The sequence below is a fragment of the Rugosimonospora acidiphila genome (assembly GCF_039543385.1).
Lineage (GTDB): Bacteria > Actinomycetota > Actinomycetes > Mycobacteriales > Micromonosporaceae > Rugosimonospora > Rugosimonospora acidiphila.
This window is the reverse complement of sequence record NZ_BAABJQ010000008.1, coordinates 94,792-113,135: the sequence shown is the minus strand read 5'-3', so window position 1 is coordinate 113,135 and position 18,344 is coordinate 94,792. Positions and strand designations below refer to the sequence as shown.

General features: G+C 67.7%; 18 protein-coding genes. 9 read left to right on the top strand and 9 right to left on the bottom strand.

All coding sequences use genetic code 11. The annotated features are described in order from the left end of the window. Positions 1 to 35: 35 nt before the first annotated feature. The 4 genes from ABEA87_RS16105 to ABEA87_RS16090 all read left to right on the top strand — a co-directional run bounded on the left by ABEA87_RS16105 (position 36) and on the right by ABEA87_RS16090 (position 3,207). Complete coding sequence (locus ABEA87_RS16105) at positions 36 to 485, top strand: winged helix-turn-helix transcriptional regulator (protein WP_345630365.1); 450 nt, start codon at positions 36 to 38, stop codon at positions 483 to 485. Positions 486 to 558: 73 nt separating this feature from the next. After that, positions 559 to 1,155, top strand: coding sequence for a TetR family transcriptional regulator (locus ABEA87_RS16100; RefSeq protein WP_345630364.1), 597 nt, complete (start codon positions 559 to 561; stop codon positions 1,153 to 1,155). Positions 1,156 to 1,283: 128 nt separating this feature from the next. Continuing rightward, positions 1,284 to 2,126 carry an SDR family NAD(P)-dependent oxidoreductase gene (locus tag ABEA87_RS16095; protein ID WP_345630362.1) on the top strand — a complete coding sequence of 281 codons (843 nt, stop codon included), beginning with the start codon at positions 1,284 to 1,286 and terminating at the stop codon, positions 2,124 to 2,126. Positions 2,127 to 2,493: 367 nt separating this feature from the next. After that, a complete protein-coding gene (locus ABEA87_RS16090; RefSeq protein WP_345630360.1) occupies positions 2,494 to 3,207 on the top strand; it encodes an SDR family oxidoreductase in 714 nt (237 codons plus the stop codon). 542 nt (positions 3,208 to 3,749) lie between these two features. On the opposite strand, the gene ABEA87_RS16085 is transcribed toward ABEA87_RS16090, so the two are convergent. The 3 genes from ABEA87_RS16085 to ABEA87_RS16075 form a co-directional block, all read right to left on the bottom strand. Then, entirely contained in the window at positions 3,750 to 4,646 is an 897-nt protein-coding gene (locus tag ABEA87_RS16085) for a haloalkane dehalogenase (RefSeq protein WP_345630358.1), read from the bottom strand. A 260-nt stretch (positions 4,647 to 4,906) separates the two neighbouring features. Then, positions 4,907 to 5,752 (bottom strand): patatin-like phospholipase family protein, encoded by an 846-nt coding sequence (locus ABEA87_RS16080; protein ID WP_345630356.1) that lies wholly within the window; start codon positions 5,750 to 5,752, stop codon positions 4,907 to 4,909. Between the two features lie 156 nt (positions 5,753 to 5,908). After that, the gene (locus tag ABEA87_RS16075; RefSeq protein ID WP_345630354.1) at positions 5,909 to 6,733 is read right to left on the bottom strand and encodes a tautomerase family protein; all 825 of its coding nucleotides are present in this window, start codon (positions 6,731 to 6,733) and stop codon (positions 5,909 to 5,911) included. A 121-nt stretch (positions 6,734 to 6,854) separates the two neighbouring features. Between ABEA87_RS16075 and ABEA87_RS16070 the strand changes: the two genes are divergently transcribed. After that, on the top strand, positions 6,855 to 7,460 hold the full coding sequence (locus ABEA87_RS16070; protein WP_345630352.1) for a TetR/AcrR family transcriptional regulator: 606 nt from the start codon (positions 6,855 to 6,857) through the stop codon (positions 7,458 to 7,460). Positions 7,461 to 7,598: 138 nt separating this feature from the next. Further along, on the top strand, positions 7,599 to 8,369 hold the full coding sequence (locus ABEA87_RS16065; RefSeq protein ID WP_345630350.1) for an SDR family NAD(P)-dependent oxidoreductase: 771 nt from the start codon (positions 7,599 to 7,601) through the stop codon (positions 8,367 to 8,369). Positions 8,370 to 8,414: 45 nt separating this feature from the next. Here ABEA87_RS16065 and ABEA87_RS16060 read toward each other — a convergent pair whose 3' ends face one another. After that, positions 8,415 to 9,158, bottom strand: coding sequence for an AMP-binding protein (locus tag ABEA87_RS16060; RefSeq protein WP_345630348.1), 744 nt, complete (start codon positions 9,156 to 9,158; stop codon positions 8,415 to 8,417). 276 nt (positions 9,159 to 9,434) lie between these two features. On the opposite strand from ABEA87_RS16060, the gene ABEA87_RS16055 reads away from it, so the two are divergent. Further along, entirely contained in the window at positions 9,435 to 10,919 is a 1,485-nt protein-coding gene (locus ABEA87_RS16055; RefSeq protein WP_345630346.1) for an FAD-binding oxidoreductase, read from the top strand. Between the two features lie 293 nt (positions 10,920 to 11,212). Here the strand turns inward: ABEA87_RS16055 and ABEA87_RS16050 are convergent, their stop codons facing one another. Further along, positions 11,213 to 11,422, bottom strand: a complete 210-nt coding sequence (locus tag ABEA87_RS16050) for a hypothetical protein (protein ID WP_345630344.1) — start codon at positions 11,420 to 11,422, stop codon at positions 11,213 to 11,215. 128 nt (positions 11,423 to 11,550) lie between these two features. Between ABEA87_RS16050 and ABEA87_RS16045 the strand changes: the two genes are divergently transcribed. After that, positions 11,551 to 13,071: an arabinofuranosidase catalytic domain-containing protein gene (locus ABEA87_RS16045; protein ID WP_345630343.1), complete on the top strand. Its 1,521-nt coding sequence runs from the start codon at positions 11,551 to 11,553 to the stop codon at positions 13,069 to 13,071. Between the two features lie 480 nt (positions 13,072 to 13,551). Beyond that, positions 13,552 to 14,100, top strand: a complete 549-nt coding sequence (locus ABEA87_RS16040) for a hypothetical protein (protein WP_345630341.1) — start codon at positions 13,552 to 13,554, stop codon at positions 14,098 to 14,100. Here the strand turns inward: ABEA87_RS16040 and ABEA87_RS16035 are convergent. From ABEA87_RS16035 to ABEA87_RS16020, 4 genes are all read right to left on the bottom strand, one after another. After that, positions 14,068 to 15,402, bottom strand: a complete 1,335-nt coding sequence (locus ABEA87_RS16035) for a sensor histidine kinase (RefSeq protein ID WP_345630339.1) — start codon at positions 15,400 to 15,402, stop codon at positions 14,068 to 14,070. The genes ABEA87_RS16040 and ABEA87_RS16035 overlap by 33 nt on opposite strands. Next, positions 15,399 to 16,079, bottom strand: coding sequence for a response regulator transcription factor (locus ABEA87_RS16030; RefSeq protein ID WP_345630337.1), 681 nt, complete (start codon positions 16,077 to 16,079; stop codon positions 15,399 to 15,401). The genes ABEA87_RS16035 and ABEA87_RS16030 overlap by 4 nt, the downstream gene beginning before the upstream one ends. A gap of 93 nt (positions 16,080 to 16,172) precedes the next feature. Beyond that, positions 16,173 to 16,673: an FMN-binding protein gene (locus ABEA87_RS16025; protein ID WP_345630335.1), complete on the bottom strand. Its 501-nt coding sequence runs from the start codon at positions 16,671 to 16,673 to the stop codon at positions 16,173 to 16,175. After that, positions 16,667 to 18,049 carry a ferredoxin reductase family protein gene (locus tag ABEA87_RS16020; protein ID WP_345630333.1) on the bottom strand — a complete coding sequence of 461 codons (1,383 nt, stop codon included), beginning with the start codon at positions 18,047 to 18,049 and terminating at the stop codon, positions 16,667 to 16,669. The genes ABEA87_RS16025 and ABEA87_RS16020 overlap by 7 nt, the downstream gene beginning before the upstream one ends. Between the last annotated feature and the right edge of the window lie 295 nt (positions 18,050 to 18,344).

Sequence of the window (18,344 nt, the reverse complement as noted above, 5' to 3'; positions counted from 1 at the left end):
CTTGGAAATAGCAAGCGAGGTGTACGCTGGGGCGCATGAAGAAGGAGGAGCTTGATCCGCAGTACCCGGCCTGCTCGATCGAGCGGGGCCTGGAGGTACTCGGTGAGCGCTGGACGTTCCTCATCCTTCGGGAAGCGCTGTCGGGGAGCACCCGATTCGGAGAGTTCAGCGACGCACTAGAGATCTCCACCGACCTGCTCAGCGATCGCCTGGCCACCCTGGTCAAGGCGGGGATCATGGACAAGCACCCGTACCAGCAGCCGGGCCACCGCGTCCGCTATGAGTACCACCTCACGCCCGCAGGCGAGGAGCTCCGGATCGTGCTCGGCGCGCTTCAGCAATGGGGCGATCAGCACCGCCCGCCGACCACCGGCCCCAGTGCGCAGCGCCGCAGCCGCAGCACCGGAGGGCAGCTAGACGTGGCGTTTGTCGATAAGGCCGGCAAGGCGGTCGACCTCGACGACGTGACCTTCATCTCCACATAGCGGCTGGTGAGCAGGCTCAGCCGGCGGCCAATAGATGTGATCCCTCATCTATACTGATGAGAGGAGGTGCATCGTGGGACGGGTATCGCAGGCGCAGGCGCAGGAGAATCGCAAGCAGATCGTTGCCGCAGCGGCACGCCTGTTCCGCGAGCGAGGCGTCCAAGCGGTCAGCGTCGCGGATCTCATGGCCGAGATCGGCCTTACGCACGGCGGCTTCTATCGGCAGTTCGCTTCCAAGGAGGCGCTGCTCACGGAGGCCACCGTGCAGGCGTTCGCCGATCTTGCCGCGTCGCTGGCGGAGTTCGACTTGAGACATCCTGGCGACCACGACTCGGCCCGCGACGACCTGATCGACTACTACCTGTCAGCGGAGCATCGGGACGATCTGGGCGAAGGCTGCCCCACGACTGGTCTGAGTGCGGACATCGCGAACGAGGCTACCGACGGTTCCGCCCGCGAGGCCTACGCCGACGGCGTCCGCCTGTTCGCTCGGTGGCTGTCCAGGGACGGCGGCGAAGATCTTGCCACCCTCTCCATGCTGGTTGGAGCACTGACGCTTGCTCGTGCCACGATCGGATCCGATCTGTCGGAGCGCATTCTGGCCGCAGCCCACGAGGCGCTGCCCGATACGACGGCGACTCCCGAAGCGCCCGCTCGTCCCGGAAGCTGAATCGAACCGCCCCAGCAGCGCCCGCCGGAGTATCCGGCGGGCGCTTTGACCTCGACGTGCCCAATTGATCGTTTCCGGAGCTCGCTTGCGCCAGTTAGATGATGGAGATAATCTAAACGAGCAATGCGGTGCCCATCGGGCAACCGCTTCTGATCCTTAAGGAAATCGCCTTCATGTCTGACCCGAACCCGCAGGGCATCGCCGTGATCACCGGGGCCTCCACCGGCCTGGGTGCTGTGTACGCCGACCGGCTCGCCCGCCGCGGCTACGACCTACTACTGATCGCCCGCAACAAGAGCCGCCTCGACGCCGTCGCAACAGCGATCATCGAGAACACCGGGCGCAACGTCGAGGTGCTCGCCGCCGACCTCAGCGACCCTGGCGAACTCGCCACGGTGGAAGAGCGCCTACGCGGCGACGCATCGATCTCGCTGCTGGTCAACAACGCCGGTGGCACCGTCTTCGGCCCGCTCGCCCAGGCCGACCCCTCCCAGCTGGAGGACCTGATCACGCTGAACGTGACCGCACTGACCCGCCTGACCACCGCCGTGCTCGCGGGCTTCACCCAGCGGGGCAACGGCACGATCATCAACCTGTCCTCCGCGCTCGCTCTCAACGTACTGCCGGTAAGCGCCGTCTACAGTGGAACGAAGAGCTACGTTGTGGCGTTTACCCAGGCGCTGCAGCAAGAACTCGCCGAGACCGCGATCCGTGTGCAGGCAGTCTTCCCCGGCGCGGTCCGCACCGAGTTCTGGGACGGCTCCGGCATCGAGGTCTCAGCCTTCCCGCAGGAGTGGGTCATGTCCGCCGACGATGCCGTCGACGCCGCTCTCGCGGGCCTGGACGCGGGCGAGCCCATGACCCTGCTGTCCCTGCCGGATATCAGCGACTGGAACACGTTCGACGCGGCCCGCCAGGCGATGATCCCGAACCTGTCTCGATCGGTTCCAGCCGATCGCTACCGCAACTGATCCAGCCGCTACGACGAGACTCGTCCGGATTGGACTTTCGCCAATCTCCAACGAGGAACACCTGGGCACCTGCCCCTCGGCCATCGCCGGTCGGCCGATACCCGCCGTGGTCAGGTATCGGCCGACCGGCACCTGACCTCGGCGGGTGGCTACTCGATAACGTGGCTCGCACACTCACGACGATTCGCGGTCGCCCGCGCGGCTTCCCGGCGGTAGGCGATGACCTTGTCACGATGATCGGTGAGCCGTAGATGGCGGACGAGCATCGGGGTCGCGGATGCGGCCTATCCATCCCGCCCGAGTTGCCGAATCCAGACCGAGCGAGCTAACTTTTGTTTACCAAGTCAGCTGTCCGGAAGAGAGATTCGTGGACATTCAGAATTCGATCGCCCTGGTCACGGGCGCCAACCGCGGCTTGGGCCGCCACCTCGCCGAGCAGTTGCTGCAACGCGGAGCGACGAAGGTCTACGCCGCCGCCCGCAACCCCGATTCGGTCGACCTGCCAGGGGTCGTCCCCCTCCAGCTGGACATCACAGACCCCGGCTCGGTCGCCAGGGCCGCCGAAATCGCATCAGACGTCACACTGTTGATCAACAACGCTGGTATCAGTACGCATACCGGGCTGGTCGACGGTGACGCCGGCAGCATCAGGCTGGAGATGGAGACACACTTCTTCGGCTCGCTGGGGGTCAGCCGGGCCTTCGCCCCCGTTCTCGCGAAGAACGGCGGAGGAGCGTTGCTCAACGTCCTGTCCGTCCTCGCCTGGGCCCACTACCCCGGCTACGGGGCCTACAGCGCAGCGAAGGCCGCCGAATGGGCAATGACCAATGTGCTGCGTCAGGAGCTTGCCACCTCAGGCATTGACGTGGCGGCTCTGCACGTCGGTTACATGGACACCGACATGGCCGACTACGTCGACGACTCAGACAAGGTGGATCCCGCCCGCGTTGCGGCGCTCGCCCTGGACGGCATCGAGTCCCGAGCAATGGAAGTGATTGCCGACGACAAGAGCCGCAACGTCCGTGCGGCGCTCTCCGGCGATCTCGATCAGCTCTACCCGGGGTTGCCGATGGCGGTCTGACCCTCCGTACGCTCACCACATCATCGGTTGGTCTTGCAGATGACGGGGTGGTAAGCCGCGGCCGGCGGCATCACTAGATAGCACCGAATTGGCCACCGCCTCGGGTGGTTCGACGACGACCAACACGAAGCCGCGAACCTCTGAGGACCGACTACCGGAATCGGGCCGGTGGGTTACCCACCCGCCCGGCCATTCCTCGCCACATCGGTCCGTCGCGGCGAACCCGGCGCTTCGCAGACCCCATCTTCAGGTGCACCGCGTGGCTGCGTCGTTCACGGACCTGATCGTGCTCGCGCCACACAGACCCGCCGTCGCTCCGCGACAGACAGAGCCCGCGGCTGGGGCCGCCCCGGCTGGGGCCGCCCCGGCTGGTACGGCTGCCGCAGTGGGGCGGGCGGGCACACACGGCGGCGTCGGAGTGGCCGGCCTGGCTACGACCGGTGGCCCGGCACGCCGCCCGCACCCCGACAAGCAGCGCCAAGGCGGCCACTGCGGCGTCAACCTTGCTACTGAGGTACCCGGGACGTGAGGACGGGCCGCGGTTATCGACGCGGTCCGGTGCCCCGGATGCCCCGCACGAAGTCCGCCACCGCGGCGCCGATCAGATCCGCACTGTCCTCTTGGACGAAGTGGGCGCCCGGCACGGTCACTTCGGTCTGGTTCGGCCAGGACCGGCAGAACTCACGCGGCCTCCCGATCAGGATCGCGCCAGGCTCCGCGTTGACGAACAGCTTCGGCACCGTCGATGCGGCCAGCCACCGGCCGTAGTCCTCGACGATCCGCACCACCTCGGCGGGTTCACCTGCGATCGGCAACTGGCGCGGCCAACTCAGCGTGGGTCGCCGGCTCTCGCCGGGGGTGAGGTAGGGCGCCCGGTAGACCGCCAGCTCCTCCTCGCTCAGCTCCCGCAGGATCCCCGCCGGAAGGATCTGTTCGACGAACACGTTGTCGGAGATCACCATTGCCTCACCCGCCGGAGAACGGAGTCCCTGGAAAATCTCCCGCGCCTCACGAAAGTCCTCCCAGGTCCTCGGAGCCACGATCGCCTCCATGTACGCGATTCCGGCGACCCGGTCCTGGTGCTGGTGCGCCCAATCGAACCCGAGCCCGGAACCCCAGTCGTGCACGACGAACACGACATCGTCACCCAGGCCCAGGTGATCCCAGAGCGCGAACAGGTACTCCCGCTGCTCCTGATAGGAGTAACGGTCTGGGCCCGACGGTGACAGCCGGCCGGAGTCGCCCATCCCGACGAGGTCGCAGGCGATCAGCCGCCCCAGACCCTCCAGATGCGGCATTACGTTGCGCCACAGGTAGGACGAGGTCGGGTTGCCATGCTGGAAGACGATCGCAGGACCCTCGCCCTCATCGAGGTAGGCCATCCGAACACCGTTGATCTCAGCAAACTTCTTTTCCGCGTAGGGACGGTCACTCGTCATCGTTGCCTCCAAGGGGGCGGGTCGTCGTACTCGACCGCTGCATAATTGATCTTGATGGTATTGATCGGCGCGGGACGGCGGGGCCGCCGCCGAGCCAGCGCAGCACGGAGCAGGCCGCGCCGCTCGGACTCGTGATTGGCGTGGAATATGTAGGCCTACATACATAGTATGTCGCAGCGATCAGATGCCAAGCAGAAGATGATGCAGGCCGCCAAGCAGCTCATCCGCCGAGCCCGCGACGGACCTTCCCGGATGCGTCCTCAGTTCCAGAATTGGGCGACGTCCGTCGCGTGCCGGCGTCCGACGGCGCGGCCGGCTCGGGCAGCGGCGCCCCGGGTAGTCGCGGACAGCGGGTTGGGGCCGAACGCCGCCTGTGACGCCTCGTCGGCGTGAACGACCTGGACCGCGGCCGGGCTCAGCCGCTCGATCTCGTCGTCGAGGCTGCCCCAGGGCGCGGGCGCGCCGGCCAGGGTGGGAGTGATCACCAGGACGCGATCGGACCCGGATGCGAGGTCGGCGTTCGTCGCGGAGCGCATGCCGCCGTCGATGTAGCGGCGCTGTCCGATCGTCACCGGTGGCCATACCCCTGGCACCGCGCAGCTCGCAGTCACCGCGTCGACCAGCGCGACCCCGGAGTCTCGGGTGAAGACGATGAGCTGCCCGGTCTGAGCGTCAACCGCCGGCAGGAGTATCCGCCGATCGGGCCACTCATGGGACGGCAGCCGGCCGGCAACCGCGGCGCGCCGCGCGGGCTCGTCGACCGTTGCCGCGTTCAACGCCCACTCACCGATGCGCTGGCGCGCCTGCGACGGCGAGAGCGCGCCCGCCGTGGCGGAGGTGAGACTGGCCATCAGGTCTTGCAGGTCGACGTCGACCGGGATCTCCGTGGAGTGTGCACTCAACTGCGCGGCGAACAGCGTCTCCAGGTCCTGTCCGCTGGTGATCTGAGCGGCGACGGTGGATCCGGCCGAGGTACCGACGATCAGGTCGGCCGCCTCCAGCGGTGGCCGCAGATCGCCGGCGGCATCACGGATGCCGAGTAGTACGCCTAACTCCCAGGCGATTCCAGCTACTCCCCCACCGGCGAGAACCAGTGCCCGTATCATCGTGACTTCCTTCGTTCGGTACTGCGAGATTCGCCGAAAGACGCGACCGGCCCGTCAGGTGCGGTCGGGGCGTGCTTCCGAGGATCGATCACCTGCTGCGCGATCAATTCGAAGGACCGCACCCGGGCGTCGACGTCGTACCCGGATGTCCCCCGATCAGCCCGCTGGGTTCTGCGCGGCGGCGGTATCGGCGTAGAGCTGCACGTGAGCGAGCTTGCCGTCGGTAACCTCGAACAGCCAGAGGTTCTGGAAGACCACCGTCTTGCCGCTCGCCTTGAGGACTCCGTTGTTGGTGAGCCGGGCGATGAGGTGCTTGTCGGATTCGATGATCTCGTCGAGGCTGATGGCGAAGGACTCCCAGACATCGCTACGACCGAATCGGGCGAAGAAGCCGTCGAAGGCGGTCGGGCCGGTGAACTCCCCGCCGTAGGGCAGGGTGGTCGGCACCTTGAGTACGACATCGTCTCGAAGCATCGGCAGGATGGGGCTTCGATCGCTGCGCTCAAGCAGCGCGGTGACCGCGTTGGCCAGCTCGGTCTGGGTATAAGCGCTGCGGGTACCGGAGATCTTCGCCGCGGCATCGAGCGCTTCGGCGGCGGCGGTGTCGGTGCCGATCACACCGTCGGCAAACGAGAAGTTCTCCGGCGGGGTCACCGTCATCTTGACGAAGACGTCCGCCGGTCGGACACCCGGGCTTTCTTGGAGCAGGCGGACCAAGGTCTTGTAGAACCTGCGCTTGGCCGGTTCGCTGCGGTCGATTCCGTGGGTGATCGTGAACACGATCCAGTCGTCGGAGCGTGGCCCGCCGCGGAAGTCGCGGTTGAACCTCAGCTCGCCGGGGTCGTGTTGCTCGATGATCTGGAAGCGGTCGCCGGGTTTCATGCTCAGCTCCGCCACCAGAGCGTCGTGCACCGCCTGCGACACGGCTTCGAGGTACTCGGGCGACTTGCCGCGAGCCATTGAGATCTGGACAAAGGGCATGACAGTTCCCTCCGGGGCGGCCTCCAGGCTGCGTGCCGGACCGCGTCTTTCGGACTCATGGTTAACCTTGTACTATGTAGCCCAGCATACATAGTGAGCCGCCCGGGAGGTAGGCGCGAACATGGCCCAGCGATCAGACACCAAACAGAAGATGGTGCAGGCTGCCAAGCAGCTCATCCGCGAGCGTGGCTACAACGCGACCGCGTTCGCTGACGTGCTCAAGCTTAGCGATTCGCCCCGCGGTTCGGTGTACTTCCACTTCCCTGGCGGCAAGACGCAGCTAGCCATGGAGGCGGCCGAGGCGCACGCTCACGAGCAGGTGGCCATCATCGACCGCGCCGCCGAGCAGGCGGCATCCGCGGTCGACCTCATCGAGACCTACCTGAACCTCGCCCGCGAGGGCATGGTGGGCAGCAACTACGCGCGCGGCTGTGGGATCGCGCCTCTCATCACCGAGGGCGCCGCCCAGGAGTCAGCCGCCGTGGGAGAGACGGCTCGCCGTGCGTTCTCGGAGATGATCGACCGGCTCGCATTTCACCTGGTCGCCTTCAGAGTAGACCGCTCCGCGGCGCGCGTGCTCGCCGATGCGGTCATAGCCGGGGTCGAAGGCGCAATGGTCACCTCACGCGCGCTCCAAAGCCCGACCCCCTTCGACGCCGTGCGCGTCGCCCTGGCCAGCCACGCGGCGAGCGTGTCCCCGAGGGACTCAAGCCGCAAGCGCGGCTAGTTCGCGATTCCGATGGCGCGGTGGTCGGCGTCGACGCTCGCCAACAACTATGTATGACGACATGCATGATTCAGTCAAGATGTGGCTGGGCAGTCAGCCGTCCCGCTTGGCGAATCTCAACTGGGAAGGATCTCCGTTATGGCTCGGATACTCATCACCGGAGCGTCTCGCGGCATCGGCAGGGCAACCGCGGTCGCCCTGGGCGGCAAGGGACACGAGGTCATCGCGACGGCCCGCGACGTCTCCATGCTCGACGACATCCCGGCCGCGCAGAAGCTGCAGCTCGACGTCACCGACCAAGCATCGGTGGACGCCGCGCTCGCCCGGGCGGGCCGGGTCGACGTGTTGCTCAGCAACGCCGGTTCGACGGTACGCGCGCCGCTTGAGACGATTCCGCTCGACGCGGTGCGTGACCTGTTCGAACTAAACTGCTTCGGTGCGCTGCGTGTGGCGCAAGGGGTCCTGCCGCAGATGCGCGAGCGCGGGTCGGGCCAGATTATCTTCATGTCGAGCATCCAGGGCCGATTCGTCATCCCGCTGATCGGCACCTACGGCGCAGCCAAGCAAGCCCTCGAAGCCTTCGCCGAAACCATCGCTATCGAGGCCGGCCACTTCGGTGTCTCCGTGCACGTACTGCAACCGCCCGCGGTGACCTCCGGCGGCGCCGAGCGCGCCCAGGTCTACCTCGACGACGACAACCCTTACCGACCGTTGCTGGACAAGCTCGGACCGTTCCGTGCCGCGCCGGTCTCGGTCGAACAGGTCGCAGACGCTGTGGCCGCAACGATCGACGCCGGTAGCGAGGCAGCGTTCCGGATCCCGATCGGCGAGACGGCAAAGAGTATTCTCGCAGCGCGCAAGGCGGCACCTGACGACGCGCTATTCCTCGCCGCACCGCTGGCCTGGTAGTCCACCCGCGCCACCCCACGCCTCCACCGGAAAGACCATTGCCGGCTACCGGCCGCTGCTGGCAGGGGCAACGCCGACGACGTGGACGGTGGCGGCTGTAGCGTCGGGCTGTTCGTGGTAGCCGTCGCCTATGCTCTGGCCGCTTGCCCAGATCTCCCCGATGTGCCGATCAGGCAGCGGTTCGAGGGTTTGCGGGTCGCTGATGCGCAAGCGCAGGTCCACGGTGTGCCCGGAGGCGACGAGCGCGGTGCCGTCGGGATCAGGTCTGGCGCGGTGACGCTCGAGCGCGGCCGCGTCGAACCGGGCGACGGTGACGCCGACCCCGTTCCGCGTGCTGATGATCATGAGAGTGGCTTCGGCCATCCCATAGCTGGGCTCCCAGGCCTGGGGGCTGAACCCGTATGGCGCGAACCGGCGGGTGAAACTGTCCAGCGTGGAGGGTTTGATGCGTTCGGCTCCGGTGACGGCCATGGTGAGGCTGAACAGGTCGATGCGTTCGAGCTGCTGGTCGGAAATGCGGCGGGCGCACCACAGGTAGCCGAAGTCCGGTGCCACAGCCCAGGTCGCTCCGTACCGCGTGATCATTTCCAGCCAGGTGACGGGACGAGCGAGGAATGCGTTGGGGCTGGTCGGGATGAGATCCGCGCCGGCTGAGAGGGCATGGAGGTCGAGCCCGACCCAGGCCGATGTCGTGATGGCGCGGGGCGGCGTTTCTCGGGAACGGCGAGCGGATGGTGGCCGGACGTCGCCGGCTATCGGGCATTGATGATGTGCAGACGCCAGCCACACCCGCCACCAGCGGCGGCAAGGTTAATGGTGCTGCCACCCATCACGTGTTGCGAGACCCTTCAGCACTCAGTTGGGTGATTACGAACGAAAGTAACGTTTCGGCGCCTCTGATGCCTCCTACGGTGAGACTTACCTAACGGGCGATTCGCCGGAGGCGGGCAACCACTCGACCCAGGTGGATCTCGAGGGTCGGTGCGGCCCCGCGTCGGCGGCCGCCCCTGGCACTGCGCGGAAAACGCGCCCCGGATCGATATCCCGTCACCCCAGGAGGGGGCAATGGAAACTACCAGCCGAAGAAATGTTCTGCGGGCAATGGCGGTGGGCGCTGGCGTGGTGGGCGCGGCCAGCATCTCCCCTTCCGCCTTGGCGTTCTACAACAGCAACCCCGGCCTGCGTGACTCGGCCCCGGTCGGCGGCGGCACCAGCTCGGGCACCGGAAAGCTGACGGGCCGCCTGGTGTTTCCGGAGGATCCCGGCTACGCCGACGACCGGCGCATCTGGAACCTCCAGTTCAACCCCTACCCGCTGGTCATCGTCTTCTGCCAGAACGCCGACGACGTGGTCAACGCCATCACCTGGAGCCGGCAGCACGACGTAGCCTTCCGTGCCCGCGGTGGGCGGCACGCACTGGAGGGATGGTCGAGCATCGACGGCGGCGTCATCATCGACGTCAGCGACCTGCAGGACATCAAGCTCGACACCGACGCGCAACTGGCGACCGTGCAGACCGGTCTGCCCCAGGACGCGATCGTCAACGCGCTGGGTGCGCACAACTTCGCCATCCCCACCGGCGCCGAGATCGGCGTCGGCGTGGCGGGCGTGACGCTGGGCGGCGGCATCGGACAGCTCAGCCGTAGCCTCGGCGTGACCAGCGACAGCCTGATCGGGGTCGACATCGTCGTTCCCCAGGGCGAGCGTGGCGCCTGCCTCATCCACGCGGACGAGAAGAACTACGCCGACCTGCTGTGGGCCTGCAAGGGGGGTGGCGGCGGCAACTTCGGCATCGCCACCAGCTACACCTTCCGCATCCACCCCATCGACGACGTCACGGTGTACCAGCTGACCTGGGACGACTGGGGATTGCTCAGCCAACTACTCGGCACCTGGCAGCAGACCGCGCCCAGCGCCGAGAACGGGTTCGGCTCCGTGTTCAACGCGAAGACCGAGACCGACGGCCACATCTACTGCTACGGGATTTACCGCGGGTCCGAAGACAAGTTACGGAAGATCATCGCGCCGCTGCTCAACATCGGTGACCCGCAGGCCGACATCCAGACCCTGCGCTACGTCGATGCCTGGAACCTGCTGGCCGGGACCTCGGACGACCCGGTGGCCGTCCATATTCCCTCGTCGTGGGCGTATGACCTGGTCCCGGACCAGGGGATCGCGACGATCCGCAAGTTCCTCGCCGAACTCCCCGGTCTCGAAGGCGAGATCTGGTGCCTGGCCTGGGGCGGCGTGCAGAAACGGACCCGGCCCGACGCCAGCGCCTTCCCCCACCGCCAGCCGCATTACTACATGGAGTGGAGCGGAGTCTGGGAGACCGACGAGCAGCAGAGCATCGTCTACTCCTGGACCGAGCGATTCCGTAAGGCCCTCCAGCCCTACCTCAAGGGCTCCTACGTCAACGTGCCCGACAACAGCCTCGCCGACTGGCCCACCGCCTACTACGGCGACAACTACCCCAGGCTGCGCAAAATCAAGACCAAGTACGACCCGCACGAGTTCTTCCAGTACGAACAGAGCATCCGACCACTCTGACGACTCGGCCCACGGCAGCCGACCCATACGCCTCGGCCACGCGGGTCGGTCAGGACGGTGACGTCATGACCGACCCGCACGGTCCGGCCTTGGGCGTAGACACCGATGACCAGCCGGCCGACTGATCGCTGGTCAGCCCGGCCATAGTCTCGACCCGCGACGGCCGGTCCACGAAGATCGCTTGAATTCTCACAAGTCAGGTGGTCTGCCCGTGGCCGACCATCGCGTCGATCATCGATACGTCACAGTTTGATCGACCCCGCGGAACCTCCCGACGTTGTACGGGCCACGGCTTATTGGCGGCGCTGGCCCCGGAGGGCGGGCAGCACCGCGACCTGGTGCCGAAGCACCAGCGCCTCCACCGCATCGGCGCCGTTCTCACGCGCCATCAGGATGACCAGCGGCAGGAGCTGACGAGGGATCACATAGCCGAACGAGAGGACCTCGACCGGCAGGATCCCGCCAGCCGTCGTTCCCACGGCGGACAAAAACGCCGTCAGCACCCATGACTGAGGTTCCGAACGGTACAGGGCGATGGCCTAAAAAAGTGGACGGTTTCGGTAATGGCCGAGCTTCATCGACGTCTACTGACCAGTCCCTCTCAGTGCCATCGCCCAGAAAGGACGATCCGTTGCAGCAACGCCCACGTCTCAAGCGTGCCAGTGCGATCGCCGTCGCGCTGGTGGTCCCCGCCGCCGTCATCGCCGTTCCGGCCCTGCCGTCCCAGGCGGCCAGCACCCCAGTCAACAGCGGGGTCTACACGCTCGCCAGCGGTGCCAGCGGCAAGTGCATCGACGTGACCGGCGCGTCCACCGCCGACAGCGTCCTGCTCATCCAGATCGCGTGCAACACCGCCGGCGACCAGCAATGGAAGGTCGTGGCGCAGGGCAGCGAATTCCAGTTGATGAACGCCAACAGCGCCAAGTGCATCGACGTGCCGAGTTCCTCGACCGTGCCAGGCACGCAGGTCCAGCAGTACAACTGCGGCAACGCCACAAAGTACAACCAGTTATGGACGTTCACGGCCTCCACCGCGGCGCCGGGCAAGTACGTGGTCAAAAGTGCGGCCACCGGACTGTGCCTGAGTGACAAGGACGGCTCGACAGCCGGGAACAACCCCATCGTCGAGGAGACCTGCTCGGACATCGCCCGCATGCAGTGGAACTTCACCACCGTTTCTGGCGGCTCCTCGGCGACCAGACTCCCCTGCGACATCTACGCCGCCGGCGGAACACCCTGCGTCGCCGCGCACAGCAGCACCCGGGCCCTCTACGCCAACTACTCCGGCAACCTCTACCAGGTGCGCCGTGCCAGCGACAACACCACCAGGAACATCGGTGTCCTCAGCACGGGCGGAATCGCCAACGCCGCCAGCCAGGACTCGTTCTGCGCCGGTACCACCTGCGTCATCACCATCATCTACGACCAGTCCGGCAAGGGGAACCACCTCACCCCGGCACCGCCCGGCCACTTCCCCAGCACGGGCCCGGGCGGGTACGACAACCCCGCGAACGCGGCCCTCGCCCCGACCACGATCGGCGGCAGGAAGGCCTACGGCGTCTACGTGACCCCCGGCATCGGGTACCGCGACACCAGCACCTCCGGCATCGCCACCGGTGACCAGCCGGAAGGCATGTACGCCATCTTCGACGGCACGCGCTACAACGGCAGTTGCTGCTTCGACTACGGCAACGCCGAAACCAACAGCCAGGACGATGGCAACGGCACCATGGAGGCCATCTACTTCGGCAACTGCGCGAACTGGGGTTATGGCGCAGGCAACGGGCCATGGATCATGGCCGACCTGGAGAACGGGATGTTCTCCGGAGTCAACCAGCGATACAACTCCAACGACCCGACCATCAGCCACCGCTACCTGACCGCGATCGTCAAGGGTGAGCCGAACCACTGGGCGATCCGGGGGGGCGACGCACAGTCGGGCAGCCTCTCGACCTTCTACAACGGGGCACGCCCGAACGTCTCCGGCTACAACCCAATGAAGAAGCAGGGATCCATCATCCTCGGCATCGGCGGCGACAACAGCCACGGTGCCCAGGGCACCTTCTACGAGGGCGTGATGACCTCCGGCTACCCGACGGACGCCACCGAGAACGCCGTCCAGGCCAACATCATTGCCGCCGGCTACCGGTAGACCCACCACGGCGACTGGTCGGTCCGGCCGGGATCCGGTCGGACCGCCGTCGCCTCCCAGCGTGGCCGGGGTCGCCGCCGGGCACGCACAGACGCCGAACCCCGTTGTGGTGGAGGTTCCGGACCCGGGTGTCCCGGCCACCGAACGCGATAACACCCGGGCCTGGGTCGGCGCGCCGCTGCGGGTACATCACCGTCACGACTCGTGCTACGGCATCCGTTGCTTACGCCCGCGCCTCCCGTAGTCCTCGACGATCCGCACCACCTCGGCGGGTTCACCCGCGATCGGCAGTCGCAGGAGGTCGAGAAGCCGGGCGGTCGGGCGGATCGCAGTTCACAGGTCTTTGGCCAGGTTGCGGCCGGTCTCGGTGAAGCCCAGCTGCTCGTAGGGGGCCTGGGCGCCGGTGTTGTGGGCGGAGACGTGCAGACCATTGTTCCGCGACTGAGAGTGTTCTAAGAACTCCCAACGACCATCCGTGCCGTGTTGGATACCGTTCTCGGGCTGCCGATCCACCCGTTGATCGTGCACGCCACCGTGGTGATGGTCCCGGTGGCCACCCTGCTGGTGGGGCTGTGCGCCGTGGCGCCAGCGACGCGGCGCCAGTTGGCGTGGCCGGCGGTGCTGGCCTGCCTGGTGGCGTGCGTGACCGTGGCCGGCGCCGCGCTGTCCGGCGGGCCGCTCGAGGCCCGGGTGGGCGGCAACGCCCTGATTCATCATCATTCTCAACTGGCGAAGCTGCTGGTGGCGTGGGTACTGGTGATGAGCGCCGCAGCCGTGGCGCTGGCCTACGTCGACTGGTACCGCGGGGGCACCGCGGTGGCCGGTTGGATACGGGTACCGCCGAAGACGGTCCGGGCGCTTGCTCCCGCGTCGATCGGACGCTTGATCTACGCGCGGTGGCTGCTGCCTACGGTGGTGGCACTGAGCCTGGTGACCGCGCTGGGCACACTGGTACAGGTCGTGCTCGTCGGGCACTCCGGTGCGCAGGCCGCATGGTCAGGAGTCGGCGGCGCCGCGGGTGGCCGGTAACTCGCCGTGGGCGCGATCTTGCCCGGAAGTCGGGTGGCGCCGTCTTCTGCCGGCCGCGCCGTCGGTCGTGGCCGTACCCCAAGCCGGCAGAGTCACCGTGAACGTAGCACCAGCGCCGGGCGCCCCAGCTGCGACGACGGTGCCACCGTGGGCCTGTACAGCCTCGCGCACCAATGCCAGGCCCAGCCCGAAACGACGCCGGTCGCCGTGGCCACCGCGGGCGAAGCGTTCGAACATCCGATGCCGGTCCGCCGGGTCGAACCCTGTCCCGTCATCTTGGACGACGCAGGTGACTACGCCCGCGGTGGGCTCGTGCCCGAGCCGTATGGTGACGTAACCGCCGCTGGAGCTGTGCCCCAGCGCGTTGTCGATCAACGAGGTGAACACCCGGCGCAATGCGGTGGCGGCGCCGCGTACCACGTAGGTCCGGTCGGATGGTGCGGCGACACGCAGCTCCACGCCGAGCTGCGCGCAGCGGGTCTGTTCGGCGGCCACCGCTTCGGCGGCCAGCTCGGCTAGGTCGACGGGGCCGAACGTCGCCGGTTCGGCCCGGAGCTGAGCGGCGAGCAGGAGGTCTTCCACCACGTCGCCGAGGTGCCGGGTCCCGCCGATGAGCAGGCGCACATCCTCCTCGATCCGCGCCGAGTCGCCGCCCCGACGCAGCTCGCGTTGCAGCAGTTGGGCACGGGTGTGCAGCTGGGTCAGGGGCGTGCGCAGCTCGTGGCTGGCGTCGGCGACGAACCGCTGCTGCCGATCGAACGCCTGACCGAGCGGGACGATCGCACGCCGGGCGATGACCGCACCAACGAGCGCGGCGAGGATCAGCCCCGCCGTACCGGCCGCGGCCAGCCCCCAATACAACCGGTGCCGCTCGCGCTCGGCGTCGCTGACGTCCAGCACAGCCTGTACCGCGGCCGGCCCTACCCGCTGGGTCTGCACCTCATATTCGCGGCCCGACCGATGGATCGTGGAGGTGCGGGTGCGCCCACCGGAGAAGACCGAATCCAGCGCGACCGCGTCGATCGGCGTGGCCGGGGCGCCGGGGCTGGACCGCAACCCGCCGGAGGTCCGCTGGTAGATCCAGATGCCCCGGGGCGGCTTGGTCAGCGCGTCCTGGTCGGCGACCGCCTGGGCCACCTGACGGCGGGCGTCGGAGTGCCCGGTCTGCAGCACCAGCCCGACGGCGAGCAGGTCGAGCAGCAGCAGGGCGGCGGCGAACATGCTGGCCGTCTGCAGCGCGATGCGCCGCCAGGCCCGGGCGATGAGCTCCTGATCGGCGGCGACCGCGGGGCGCAGTCTCACAGCGCACCCGCCCGGTAGCCCAGGCCTCGGACGGTGCGGACCGCGCCCGTACCCAGCTTGCGCCGTAGATAATGGACGTAGGTGTCGACGATGGACGCCGACTCGGCCGCCTCGAAGACCTGCTCGCGCAGCTCATCCCGGCTGTATACCCGCGTCGGGCGGGACGCCAGCACCCGCAGCAGGGCCGCCTCCCGCCCAGACAGCTCCACCTCGCTGCCATCCGCCAGCCGGGCCACCCGGGCGGCGACGTCGACCTCGCCGGCGCCGAGCCGCAGTACCTCGGCGACCGCCAGGTGTCTGCGGCGCAGCGCCCGCAGCCGGGCCAGCAGCTCATCGACCTCGAAGGGCTTGACCAAGTAGTCTTCCGCACCGGCGTCGAGCCCGGCGACCCGGTCGGCCACCGCAGAGTACGCGGTCAGGATCAACACCGGGGTAGTCAGGCCACGCCGGCGAAGCCGGATAATCAGATCCAATCCATCAATACCAGGCAGACCACGGTCGACCAGCAACACGTCGTACTCGCGAATCAGCGCTTGATGCAGCCCCGCCTGCCCGTCCCTCGCAAGATCAACCTGATATCCGCTGTCGGCCAGCAGCCGGTCCAGCATCCCGCACAGCTCCGCGCTGTCCTCCACCACGAGAATTCGCGGAGACTCGCTCACGACCAGGTCACTCACCGTCCGATTATCCCGATCCAACCTGAAGAACCGCCGGGATAGGACAGCGGCCCATCAACCGCCCGGACGCGGGTCGAGCACCGTAACGGCCGGTCAGCCACCCAGATGCGCCGCATCCAGCGCGGCCTGCAGCGACCGGGTGTACGCCATGCTGGTATCGGTGGCTCCGCTGACCGCGTCGACGTGGGCGCTTTGTGCCCGTAGCGCCTCCTCGCGCAGTTGCGGCACGGCGAAGGAGTTGATCCGCTCGGAGTGCCCGTCCTGCGGTAGCGCCAACGCGGTCACATCAACGATCTTGCCGTTAGAGATCCTCACCTGGACCTGCACCGGGCCGTACCCGTTGTCCACCGTCGTGCCGTTGACCCTCAGGGTGCCCGAATCCGCCGCGCCCGCGGAGGCCGTGGCCGACGGTCTCGGCTGTGCCGGGTCGGGGACCGCGACGACGGGCTTGACGATTCCCGGAGGTGCGCCGGCCACGCCGACGCCCGATCCGGAGGTACTGGTCCGGTAACTGAACAGCAGCACCACCCCGGCCGCGGTACCCGCCATCACCAGGGCGATCCGGCGCATCCGACCCTCGCTGCGCTTCACCATCCGAAATCCTCACTGTGGATCTGATCGGCCGGCACCCTGGCCTCGGCCAGCGCCAGCCGGATCGCCTCCATCCACGGCGGCGGCCCGCAGACATACACATCCCGGCACGCCACGTCCGGAGCGATGCGGTGCAGCATGTCGCGATCCGACAGGTACGCCAGGGATACCGGCAACCACGACGAGTGCCGGGGCGGCGGCCCATCGAGGTAGTGCACAGCCGCTCCGCGGCGGCGGGCGATGGCGTCCAACTCGGCCCGTAACGCGAAATCCTCGAAAGTGTTCGCCCGGTACGCCAGCGCCGCTTCACCGGCCCGGTAGGGCAGAGCCTCCAGCAGCGCACGCATCGGCGTGATCCCGATGCCCGCGGCGAGCAGCAGGATCCGCCGCCGGTTGCGGACCGTACCGGTCAGCCTCCCGTAGGGCCCCTCGATCAGCACCCTGGTACCGGGGCGGGCACGCGCGATGCGATACGCATCGTCGCCGGCAGCCCGCGCCGTGATGCGCAGTTCGTCGTTCCTGGGCATCGCAGACAGCGAGTACGGGTGCGCCCGCATCCACCCGGTCCCGGTCAGAAACCGCCAATTGAAAAACTGGCCGGCCCGCACCGGTAACCGGCGCAGATCACGCCCGGACAGGTACACGGAGAACACCTCCGGCGCCTCCCAGACCACCCGGTGCACCCGCAGTCGATACCGCCAGCTACGCCACAGCGGCAGGCCGATCCGGAAGACCAGCACGCTACCGGCACAGATCCCGTACACGGCCCACCAGTAGATCCGCGCCGCCGCAGAGCCGATGAAATCGGTGCCGGTCCACAGCTGGTGTGGCAACGCCAGCCCCACACCGAGATAGGCGTAAAGGTGCAGCAGGTGCCACGATTCATACCGCAAACGGCGCCGCGCCTTCCGGACAGACAACACCACCACCGCGACCAGCAGCGCCGTGCCCGCCACCGCCAGCAGCATCCCGGGATAGCCAACGGCCAGAGTCCAGCCCTCCCAGACGACGCCCGTGCCGCCGGAGCCCGCGTACCCCACGGTGATCAGGCCGACATGGGCAACCATCAGCCAGAACGACCACAGCCCGGCACCACGGTGCCAGCGCACCAACCGGTCCTGGCCGAAGCAGCGCTCGACCCAGGGCAGCCGGGCCATAAGGAACACCTGCAACAGCAGCAGATCTGCCGCAACCAGACCGGTCACCCTGCCCACCGACGTTACGGCCTCGGGGCCACCCCGCAACACCGCCTGCAGTCCGGCACCGTGCAGCCACAGCGCCGCGGCAACCACGAGGCTGCCCATCGCCAACGCCCCGGTGGCGTCGGCCCACCACTGCGCCGGCTCCCTGTGCCGTGCCTCGATCCGTTTGCCCGCCATGAGTCAAGGCTGGCGACGAATTCTTTGAGCCTCATGAGAGCTTCTATGGGTGGGCCTCCGCCCACGACCCGAGCTGGCGGCCGCCCCGTCGAAACGAGACCGCCGGCAGCCCCGGCGCGCTGTTCACGCTGCCCGAGCCCGAGGCGCTCCGGCCGCTCATCACCACCCGGGCCTGAGCCGACCGGCCGCCCGACGCGGGTTTGGGGGCGGCCAAGGCCCGGAGGCGGGTCTTCAGCACCGGGCGCTGATGATCAATAATGGGTACGGCACGGGAGCCCCATCCGCCGGTCGAAGC

Excerpts from the sequence above, each read along its gene's own strand:
- ABEA87_RS16105 (WP_345630365.1), top strand. The coding sequence starts at position 36 with ATGAAGAAGGAGGAGCTTGATCCGCAGTACCCGGCCTGCTCGATCGAG.
- ABEA87_RS16085 (WP_345630358.1), bottom strand. The coding sequence starts at position 4,646 with ATGACGAGTGACCGTCCCTACGCGGAAAAGAAGTTTGCTGAGATCAAC.
- ABEA87_RS16080 (WP_345630356.1), bottom strand. The coding sequence starts at position 5,752 with ATGATACGGGCACTGGTTCTCGCCGGTGGGGGAGTAGCTGGAATCGCC.
- ABEA87_RS16075 (WP_345630354.1), bottom strand. The coding sequence starts at position 6,733 with ATGCCCTTTGTCCAGATCTCAATGGCTCGCGGCAAGTCGCCCGAGTAC.
- ABEA87_RS16070 (WP_345630352.1), top strand. The coding sequence starts at position 6,855 with ATGGCCCAGCGATCAGACACCAAACAGAAGATGGTGCAGGCTGCCAAG.
- ABEA87_RS16065 (WP_345630350.1), top strand. The coding sequence starts at position 7,599 with ATGGCTCGGATACTCATCACCGGAGCGTCTCGCGGCATCGGCAGGGCA.
- ABEA87_RS16055 (WP_345630346.1), top strand. The coding sequence starts at position 9,435 with ATGGAAACTACCAGCCGAAGAAATGTTCTGCGGGCAATGGCGGTGGGC.
- ABEA87_RS16025 (WP_345630335.1), bottom strand. The coding sequence starts at position 16,673 with ATGGTGAAGCGCAGCGAGGGTCGGATGCGCCGGATCGCCCTGGTGATG.
- ABEA87_RS16020 (WP_345630333.1), bottom strand. The coding sequence starts at position 18,049 with ATGGCGGGCAAACGGATCGAGGCACGGCACAGGGAGCCGGCGCAGTGG.